The organism is Aeromonas eucrenophila (assembly GCF_000819865.1).
In the GTDB taxonomy this organism is placed as follows: domain Bacteria; phylum Pseudomonadota; class Gammaproteobacteria; order Enterobacterales; family Aeromonadaceae; genus Aeromonas; species Aeromonas eucrenophila.
Genome location: NZ_CDDF01000008.1, coordinates 172,434 through 180,900, shown reverse-complemented (window position 1 = coordinate 180,900; position 8,467 = coordinate 172,434). Strand labels below are relative to the sequence as shown.

Genomic DNA, 8,467 nt, shown 5'->3' with positions numbered 1-8,467 from the left:
AATTAGAAGAAGCCCGCTCATCTGAGCGGGCTTTTTTATTACCTGAAATTCCTGCCCGCTGAGTTATCAGTTCTGACTACCTGGTTAGCCTCTTTCTGCCTGCCAACCTCATACCTGCCTGCGATTGGGGTTGTATCTGCAACATAACTCGGTAGAGTAAAGGGCATTCTGGGTGTGCCCGTACCACGCATTTTGTTCCTCTCTGGTACGGGGATGACCGACCTGTTTTCATTAACCTTCAGTCAGTGGTATCGATATGGAACAAGTAAACAAGTCTACTTTCAACGATGTCTTGGAATATGTGCGCATGTCCCGTCGTCAGAACAAGCTCAAGCGCGAGATCGTCGACAACGAGAAGAAGATCCGTGATAACCAGAAGCGGGTACTGTTGCTCGACAACCTGAGCGACTATATCAAGCCAGGCATGAGCATCGATGAAGTGCAGGCCATCATCGCCAACATGCGTGCCGATTACGAGGAGCGGGTTGACGATCACATCATCAAGAACGCCGAGCTCTCCAAGGAACGTAAGGAGCTGAGCACCAAGCTGAAAGGCATGAGCAGCAGCAAATAAAGCGTCCTCGCTATTATTGAACACCGGCTTCTGGCCGGTGTTTCATTTCTGCTCATCAGATCGGATCTCTCACCGCACTGCAACAATCGACTCCCTTTTTAATTATTGCCCTGTTAACATCGCATCAAAGCGGTCAATAGTTTTCAAGCCATTGACTTGAAACGACTAAGCTTGAGTGAAAGACAATAAATTGCGTAACCATGGTGGGGCTGATATGGGCGCATCAAAACAGACGGATTTGAATAAAGTGGCATCTCAGGATTCATCCGTACCGGACTCGGGCGGTCAGCATAAGCGCAAGCGTCGTCCCTGGTGGCGCTGGTTGTTCTGTTTCATCTTTTTACTTTGTCTGGCCGCCGTGATCGTACTGGTGGGCTATGAGATGAAGACCTCCCGACTGCAATCGCAGGAGATCTCCCATTACGCTGCCCAGTTGACTTACCAGCTTGAGCAGGGCCCCAGCAAGCAGATTACATTCCCGGATGATGGTCCCTTCGACAAGCGCCTCGGCTATGTGTTGATGCCCATGATCCAGGAGCGGCTCATCCAGCGTGGCTATCAGGTGAGTGAACAGGTGCATTTCTCCGATGCGCTGTACAACTACGCCAGCCATGGCTTCTTTGTCCCCTATACCGAGAAGGTTCAAGCCGGGCTGACCCTGCACGACTGTCGGGCAGAGCCTTTCTATCAGTACAAGTACCCGACTCACTACTATCCGGATTTCAGCTCCATCCCGCCTCTGGTGATACAGTCGCTGCTGTTTATCGAGAACCGGGATCTGCTGAGCAATGAGCAGCCCTTGGCCAACCCGGCGGTGGACTGGCCTCGTTTTGGCAAGGCGGCATTGTCCCAGGTGGGCAAGGCGCTGGACATGCAGGATCAGTCCGCCGGCGGCAGTACGCTTGCCACCCAGGTGGAGAAGTATCGTCACTCTCCCGATGGCCTGACCCTGTCTCCGACCGAGAAGATCCGCCAGATGGTCTCGGCCAGTGTGCGGGCCTACCGGCTGGGGCCGGAGACGTTGGAGGCGCGCAAGCTGGTTGCCTGGGCCTACCTCAACTCGGTACCGCTCTCCGCGGCGCCTGGCTATGGTGAAGTTCACGGTCTGGGAGATGGCCTCTGGGTCTGGTTTGGGGCCAATGTGGATGAGGTCAATCGCCTGCTGGATCCCGCCCGCAATCAGGATGCCACCCTGGCCGAGCAGGGGCTGGCGCTGCGCCAGGTCGTCTCCCTGATGATTGCTCACCGCCGTCCTTCCTACTATCTGGCACAGGGACGGGAGGCGTTGTCGACCCTGACCGACAGCTACCTGCGTCTGTTCGTGCAGGAGGGAATGATCTCCCCGGCACTGATGGAGTCGGCGCTCAAGGCCAAGCTCGGTTTCCGCGACTTCCTGCAGGCGCCGGCGATCACCCGGGTCAATAACAACAAGGGACTGCAGGTGGCGCGTACCCGCCTCAGTCGTCAGCTCGGGGTGCAGCTCTACGATCTGGACCGCATGGATCTGACCGCCGATACCACCCTCAACATGCCGCTGCAAAATGATATCTCCCGTTATCTGCAACAGCTGGCGGATCCGACGTTTGCCTCCCAGGTCGGCCTGTTTGGTGAGCGCCTGCTCTCGCCGGAGAAGACGGGGGACGTGAAGTACAGCTTCACCCTGTTCGAGAAGACGCCGGAAGGGGTCAAGGTGCGGGTGCAGACAGACAACACGGATCAGCCGTTTGACATCAACGAGGGCAGCAAGCTGGAGCTGGGCTCCACGGCCAAGTTGCGGGTGCTGACCACCTATCTGGAGATCGTCACCGAACTGCACGACAGCTATGGGAACATGCCGGCCGACAGCCTGCGCAAGATAGAGGTGTCCAATCAGGACAACATCAGCCGCTGGGCCATCTCCTACCTGATGACCGCCAAGGACAAGAGCCTGCCGGTCATGCTGGAGGCGGCACTGGATCGCAAGTACTCCGCCAGCCCTTATGAAGGCTTCTTCACCGGCGGCGGCATGCATACCTTCAATAACTTCCGCAAGGAGGATAACGGCCGGATCCCGCCGATCCGCGATGCGCTGCGGGAATCCATCAACCTGCCCTTCGTGCGGCTGATGCGCGACATAGTGCGTTACAGCCTCTACAAGGAAGGTAACCGCGCCCAACTGCTCAAGGATGACAAGGATCCGCGTCGTACCGAGTATCTCGCCAAGTTCGCTGACAAGGAGGGTCAGACCTACCTGCTGCGCTTCTGGCGCAAGTATCGCGGCAAGACCGCGGATGAGCAGCTCGATACCTTCCTGGACGGCCTCAAGCCCAGCGCGGTGCGACTCGCGGCCGTGCATCGCTACCTGATGCCGGAGGCGTCGCAGGCTGACTTCGCCGCCTTCCTGGCCAAGCGGTTGCCAAGGGAGAAGCTGACTGACAAACGGATAGAGCAGCTCTACACCAGCTATGGCCCAGGTAAGTATTCACTGCCGGATCAAGGCTATATCGCGCGGGTACACCCGCTGGAGCTGTGGCTGCTGTCGTATCTCAAGGAATTCGACCAGGCGACCTTTACCGATGCGGTCGCGGCGAGCCGGGATGAGCGCCAGGAGGTCTACAGCTGGTTGTTCAAGACTCGTCATCGCAGCGCCCGGGATAGCCGTATCCGCACCATGCTGGAGGTCGAGGCCTTCCTCGACATCCATCAACGCTGGGCGCGGCTGGGTTATCCGTTCGATCATCTGGTGCCCTCCCTTGCCACCGCCCTCGGCAGTTCAGGGGACAGGCCCGCAGCCCTAGCGGAGTTGATGGGGATCATCCAGAACGGCGGGGTGCGAGCCCCGACTCTGCGCATCGAGCATCTCTCCTTTGCCAAGGACACGCCCTTTGCCACCGTGTTTGAACCGGCCAACACCCAAGGCACCAGGGTATTGCCCATCGAGGTGGCCAACGCCTTGCGTAATGCCCTGTCGAAGGTGGTGGAAGGGGGCACTGCACGGCGTATCGCCGGTGCCTTCGCCCTGCCGGATGGCACTGTGCTGTCCATGGGGGGCAAGACAGGGACGGGGGATAACCGGATCGAGACGGTGGGCCGCTATGGCAACGTGACCAGCTCGCTGGCCCGCAACCGGACCGCGACCTTCGTCTTCTATATTGGGGACGATCACTTCGGCACCCTGACGGCCTATGTACCGGGTAGCCAGTCCGACAAGTTCCGCTTCACCTCGGCGCTGCCGGTACAGGTGCTCAAGGGGATGGCACCCTTGCTGATGCCCTATCTGCAGCCAGGGACCCACACCCAGTGCATGGCGGGCAGCTGATGCCCAGATGGACACTATAAAAAACGGGGCCAAATTGGCCCCGTTTTTATGTCTCGGTATTGCTCACACTGGCGGCAGCGTCACCCGTTACAGCAGGTCTTCGATCTCGCCGCGCAGATACTGGTAGATCTCGCGGAAGGCCACCGGCGGCTTGTTCAGCTCCCGCTCCTTGTTGGCGCTGCGGATCAACTGGCGCAGTTTCTGGCGATCCAGCTCATGGAACTGGGCCATCAGTTCATTGAGGGCACTGTCACCTTCGGTGATCAGGCGCTCACGCCACTGCTCCAGCCGATGCAGACGGGCATTCACGGTGGAGTGGCGGTTCTTGAAGATGGAGAGCGCCTCTTCGATCGGCTCAATATCCCGGCTACGCATCAGGCGACCGATGAACTGCAGGTGACGGCGGAAGGATTCGTCCTTCTTGGGCTTGAGCTTGCGGCCCAGCTCGATGGCCTCGGCCAGCTCTTCATCCAACGGGATTTTTTCCAGCTCGCTATGGCTCAGGGAAACGATCTCTGCCCCCAGCTTTTGCAGTGCTTCGGCGTCGCGCTTGAGCTGGCTCTTGCTGGGACCCCAATCGTCCATTTCGTTGTCGTCTTGATACTGACTCATCGGTCTTTGATTCCTGTCATTCACGTTGGGGGATATGTTACCAGCTTCTCCCGCTGGGCGCAGGGGTCTGATATGCTTAGTCCCTTTCCTTCCTTCATACAGATGTGAGTTATGGACCAGCAAGACCAAATCCGCCAGGATCAAGCCCATCTCGAGGCCGTCGTCGCCGAGGCACTGGAGATAGCCAAAGGACTGGGCGCCGGGCTTGCCGAAGTCTCCATCAGCAAACAGACCGGACTGTCGGTGAACACCCGGGGCTGCGAGCTGGAAAGCATCGAATTCAACAAGGATGGGGCACTCGGCATCGCCGTCTATCGCGACGGCTGCAAGGGCTCTTCTTCGACCACCGACCTGAGCCCATCGGCGATCCGTGCCGCCGTCGAAGCTGCGATGGAAATAGCCCGCCACACCTCGCCCGATGTGTGCGCCGGCCTGGCCGATGCCGAACTGCTGGCTTGGGATGCCCCGGATCTGCAGCTGTGTCATCCCACCCTGCTGGATCCCCAACGGGGCATAGAGCTGGCCATCGAGTGTGAGCGGCTGGCGCTGGGGCGCGATGCTCGCATCAAGCATTCCGACGGTGGCAGCTTCTCCAGTCATCTGGGGGTCAAGGTGTATGGCAACAGCCACGGCTTCGTCAAAGGCTATGCGGCGTCGCGTAACTCCCTGAGCTGCGTGCTGATCGGTGAGCAGGATGGCGACATGCAGCGGGACTATGGCTACTCCTCCAGCCGGGATCTGGCCGGGCTCTGGAGCCCGCAGCGCATCGCCGACGAGGCGGTGGAACGCACCCTCTCCCGGCTCGGCGCCCGCAAGATCTCCACTCGCCATGCCCCCGTGCTGTTCCACCCCGACACTGCGGCCGGGCTCTGGGGCCATCTGGTGACGGCCATCAGCGGCGGCAGCCTGTATCGCAAGTCGAGCTTCCTGCTGGACAAGTTGAATGAACAGATACTGCCCGACTGGCTCAGCATCCGGGAGTTCCCCCACCTGCTGGGCGGGTTGGCGAGCACTCCGTTCGATGGCGAGGGGGTGCGTACCCGCGACATGGACATCATCCGCGATGGCCGCCTGATGAGCTGGCTGCTCACTTCCTACTCGGCGCGCAAGCTGGGGTTGACCACCACGGGTCACGCCGGTGGCATCCATAACTGGCAGGTCTCGAATACCGGTCAGGACTTCCAGAGCATGCTCAAAGAGATGGGTACTGGCCTGCTGGTGACCGAGCTGATGGGGCAGGGGGTCAACATCGTCAACGGGGATTACTCTCGTGGCGCCGCCGGCTTCTGGGTGGAGAATGGCGAAATAGTCTATCCGGTGGAGGAAATCACCATCGCTGGCAATCTGGCCGATATGTTCCGCTCTCTGGTTGCGGTGGGGACGGATGAAGACGAGCGCTCCAGCCTCAAGACCGGATCCGTGCTGGTCGAGCAGATGAAGCTGGCGGGGCACTGATCTATCTTTCCATTCCCGATGACGGCCATGAAAAAGGCCCCCTCGCCAACGCGAGGGGGCCTTTTTATCGGCTATTCACAGGGCGGTGAGATCAGCCCTTGATGCGCTCGATACGACCACCCAGGCCTTGCAGCTTGTGCTCGATGTCTTCGTAGCCACGGTCGATGTGGTAGATGCGCTCGACTATGGTGGTGCCTTCGGCCACGAAGCCGGCCAGTACCAGGCTGGCGGAGGCACGCAAATCGGTGGCCATCACCTGGGCACCCTTGAGTTGCTCGGTGTCACGGCAGATGGCGACGTTGCCCTGCAGCTCGATGTCCGCGCCCATCCGTACCAGCTCAGGCACGTGCATGAAGCGGTTCTCGAAGATGGTCTCGGTGACCATGCCGGTGCCCTTGGCGACCGCGTTCAGCACGGTAAACTGTGCCTGCATGTCGGTGGGGAAGGCCGGGTAGGGGGCGGTCTTGATGGTGACCGGCTTGAGGGTGCGACCGGTCATGTCGAGGCTGATCCAGTCCGGGCCTTTCTCGATCAATGCACCGGCCTCTTCCAGCTTGACCAGCACCGCCTCCAGCAGGGAAGGATCTGTCTTGCGGCAGGTGATCTTGCCACCGGTGACGGCGGCGCCGACCAGGAAGGTGCCGGTCTCGATGCGGTCAGGCTGGACGCTGTAGCTGCCGCCGTGTAGACGCTCGACCCCGTCGATGGTCAGGGTGTCGGTGCCGGCACCCTGGATCTTGGCGCCAAGGGCGTTGAGGAAGTGGGCCAGATCCACTACTTCCGGCTCGCGGGCGGCGTTCTCGATCACGGTGCGGCCGTCCGCCAGGGTGGCGGCCATCATCAGGTTCTCGGTGCCGGTGACGGAGATCATGTCCATCAGGATGTGAGCACCCTTGAGGCGACCGTCGACACGGGCCTTGATGTAACCATCTTCGATGGTGATCTTGGCACCCATCAACTCTAGGCCGTGGACGTGCAGGTTGACCGGACGGGCACCGATGGCGCAGCCGCCGGGCAGGGAGACGTCGGCTGCCCCGAAACGGGCCGCCAGCGGGCCCAGCGCCAGGATGGAGGCGCGCATGGTCTTTACCAGCTCGTAGGGGGCGACGTGATTGTTCACCGCACCGGTCAGCACAGTTACGTTGCCGTTGACCTTGGTGCTGGCACCCAGCATCTCCAGCAGCTTGAGGGTGGTGCCCACGTCTTTGAGACGCGGCACGTTGGAGAGCTGGATCTCTTCATCACACAGCAGGGTAGCGAACAGGATCGGCAGAGCGGCGTTCTTGGCGCCAGAGATGGTCACTTCGCCGTTGAGAGTACAACGACCATCGATCTTGAATTTATCCATTTTGCTTGGGTACCAAATCAGGAGGGTAAGAGGAATTTGCGTTCGCGCTTCCACTCGGCATCGGTAAAGGCCTTGATGGAAAGGGCGTGGATGGCGTTGCTGGCGATCTTGTCCATCAGCGGGGCATAGATGGCCTGCTGTTTCTTGACCCGGCTCATACCGTCAAACATGTCACCGACGGCAATCACCTGAAAGTGACTACCGTCGCCTTTGACATGGACTTCGGACAATGGCAAGGCCTCAAGGAGTATCGCTTCAATTTCAGAGACTTGCATTATGCGTCCTCAGTGTTGGGCGGGGTTGATTGAAACAAATCGGCCACCCCGTACAGGTTGGCCAAGGTATAAAAATCGGCGGAGGCGCCCACCAGTAGTGGCGTGCCTCCCCGTGCCAGGGTGGCCTTGGCCCATTTGACCAGTAGGGCCAGCCCGGCGGAATCCAGGATGGTGATGTCACTGAGCTCGAGCTCGTCGTCTTGCCACCACTCCGAGCGGCGCTGCCACAGTTCGACAACCTGTGGCGCCTGTAGTTCGCCACTCAATGTCATGACTTGATGACCAACGGCTTGGCATTGTGTTCGCGCAGTTGGGCGATCACCGCATCTATGCCGTTCTGGCGGATGAGGCCACCGAGCTCGCTCTGCTTGGCGGAGAGCAGGCTGATGCCTTCGGCGACCATGTCGAACGCCTTCCACTCGCCAGTCTTGTTGTTCTTGCGCAGCTTGAACTCGAGGAAGATGTCCGGCTTGCCGCTCTCTTTCACGCTGACGCTGACGGCGGTGATGTTGCTGTCGCTCGGGGTCTTGCCCGGCTGCACTTTGACGGTCTGCTGGTCGAAGTGGGCGAGGGCATCGGCGTAGGAGCTCACCATGTACTCGGTGAACACCTCGACGAAGGCATCGCGCTGGGCCGGAGTGGTCTCTTTAATTTGGTTGCCGAGCACCTTGTAGGCGGCGAAGCGGTTATCCACGTAGGGCAGCAGCTCTTCGCGGATGATGACCCTCAGGTGATCCGGATTGCTCTTGACCTGAGCCTGATCCGACTTGAGACGGGCGAAGGTCTGCTGGGCGGCTTGATCCACCAGGGCGTAGGGATCCGAGGCGTTGACCTCTGCCAGGGCGGTCACGGAAAACAACATGCTGGTCATCAGGCCCAGCAGCAGGGCGATCTTCTTGAACATG

8 protein-coding genes are annotated in these 8,467 nt (G+C 59.9%); 3 read left to right on the top strand and 5 right to left on the bottom strand.

Features of this window, described 5'->3' with window-relative positions; all coding sequences use genetic code 11:
* Positions 1-256 precede the first annotated feature (256 nt).
* On the top strand, positions 257-574 hold the full coding sequence (gene tmaR, locus BN1124_RS09910) for a PTS system regulator TmaR (RefSeq protein WP_042641432.1): 318 nt from the start codon (positions 257-259) through the stop codon (positions 572-574).
* 214 nt (positions 575-788) lie between these two features.
* Positions 789-3,872 (top strand): transglycosylase domain-containing protein, encoded by a 3,084-nt coding sequence (locus BN1124_RS09905; protein ID WP_042641430.1) that lies wholly within the window; start codon positions 789-791, stop codon positions 3,870-3,872.
* Between the two features lie 87 nt (positions 3,873-3,959).
* Here the strand turns inward: BN1124_RS09905 and yjgA are convergent, their stop codons facing one another.
* Positions 3,960-4,484: a ribosome biogenesis factor YjgA gene (gene yjgA, locus BN1124_RS09900; RefSeq protein WP_042641428.1), complete on the bottom strand. Its 525-nt coding sequence runs from the start codon at positions 4,482-4,484 to the stop codon at positions 3,960-3,962.
* Between the two features lie 111 nt (positions 4,485-4,595).
* On the opposite strand from yjgA, the gene pmbA reads away from it, so the two are divergent.
* Positions 4,596-5,939 (top strand): metalloprotease PmbA, encoded by a 1,344-nt coding sequence (gene pmbA, locus BN1124_RS09895; RefSeq protein ID WP_042641426.1) that lies wholly within the window; start codon positions 4,596-4,598, stop codon positions 5,937-5,939.
* 91 nt (positions 5,940-6,030) lie between these two features.
* Here pmbA and murA read toward each other — a convergent pair whose 3' ends face one another.
* Genes murA through mlaC form a run of 4 tightly spaced genes read right to left on the bottom strand, consistent with a single transcriptional unit; the run spans position 6,031 to position 8,466 of the window.
* The gene (murA, locus tag BN1124_RS09890; protein ID WP_042641424.1) at positions 6,031-7,287 is read right to left on the bottom strand and encodes a UDP-N-acetylglucosamine 1-carboxyvinyltransferase; all 1,257 of its coding nucleotides are present in this window, start codon (positions 7,285-7,287) and stop codon (positions 6,031-6,033) included.
* A 17-nt stretch (positions 7,288-7,304) separates the two neighbouring features.
* Positions 7,305-7,562: a BolA family iron metabolism protein IbaG gene (ibaG, locus tag BN1124_RS09885; protein WP_033132280.1), complete on the bottom strand. Its 258-nt coding sequence runs from the start codon at positions 7,560-7,562 to the stop codon at positions 7,305-7,307.
* The gene (locus BN1124_RS09880; protein ID WP_042641423.1) at positions 7,562-7,834 is read right to left on the bottom strand and encodes an STAS domain-containing protein; all 273 of its coding nucleotides are present in this window, start codon (positions 7,832-7,834) and stop codon (positions 7,562-7,564) included. The genes ibaG and BN1124_RS09880 overlap by 1 nt, the downstream gene beginning before the upstream one ends.
* Complete coding sequence (mlaC, locus tag BN1124_RS09875; RefSeq protein ID WP_042641422.1) at positions 7,831-8,466, bottom strand: phospholipid-binding protein MlaC; 636 nt, start codon at positions 8,464-8,466, stop codon at positions 7,831-7,833. The genes BN1124_RS09880 and mlaC overlap by 4 nt, the downstream gene beginning before the upstream one ends.
* Position 8,467 lies beyond the last annotated feature (1 nt).

What these genes read in the sequence shown, in the direction of transcription:
- tmaR (WP_042641432.1), top strand. Translation starts at nt 257, where the DNA reads ATGGAACAAGTAAACAAGTCTACTTTCAACGATGTCTTGGAATATGTG.
- BN1124_RS09905 (WP_042641430.1), top strand. Translation starts at nt 789, where the DNA reads ATGGGCGCATCAAAACAGACGGATTTGAATAAAGTGGCATCTCAGGAT.
- yjgA (WP_042641428.1), bottom strand. Translation starts at nt 4,484, where the DNA reads ATGAGTCAGTATCAAGACGACAACGAAATGGACGATTGGGGTCCCAGC.
- pmbA (WP_042641426.1), top strand. Translation starts at nt 4,596, where the DNA reads ATGGACCAGCAAGACCAAATCCGCCAGGATCAAGCCCATCTCGAGGCC.
- murA (WP_042641424.1), bottom strand. Translation starts at nt 7,287, where the DNA reads ATGGATAAATTCAAGATCGATGGTCGTTGTACTCTCAACGGCGAAGTG.
- ibaG (WP_033132280.1), bottom strand. Translation starts at nt 7,562, where the DNA reads ATGCAAGTCTCTGAAATTGAAGCGATACTCCTTGAGGCCTTGCCATTG.
- BN1124_RS09880 (WP_042641423.1), bottom strand. Translation starts at nt 7,834, where the DNA reads ATGACATTGAGTGGCGAACTACAGGCGCCACAGGTTGTCGAACTGTGG.
- mlaC (WP_042641422.1), bottom strand. Translation starts at nt 8,466, where the DNA reads ATGTTCAAGAAGATCGCCCTGCTGCTGGGCCTGATGACCAGCATGTTG.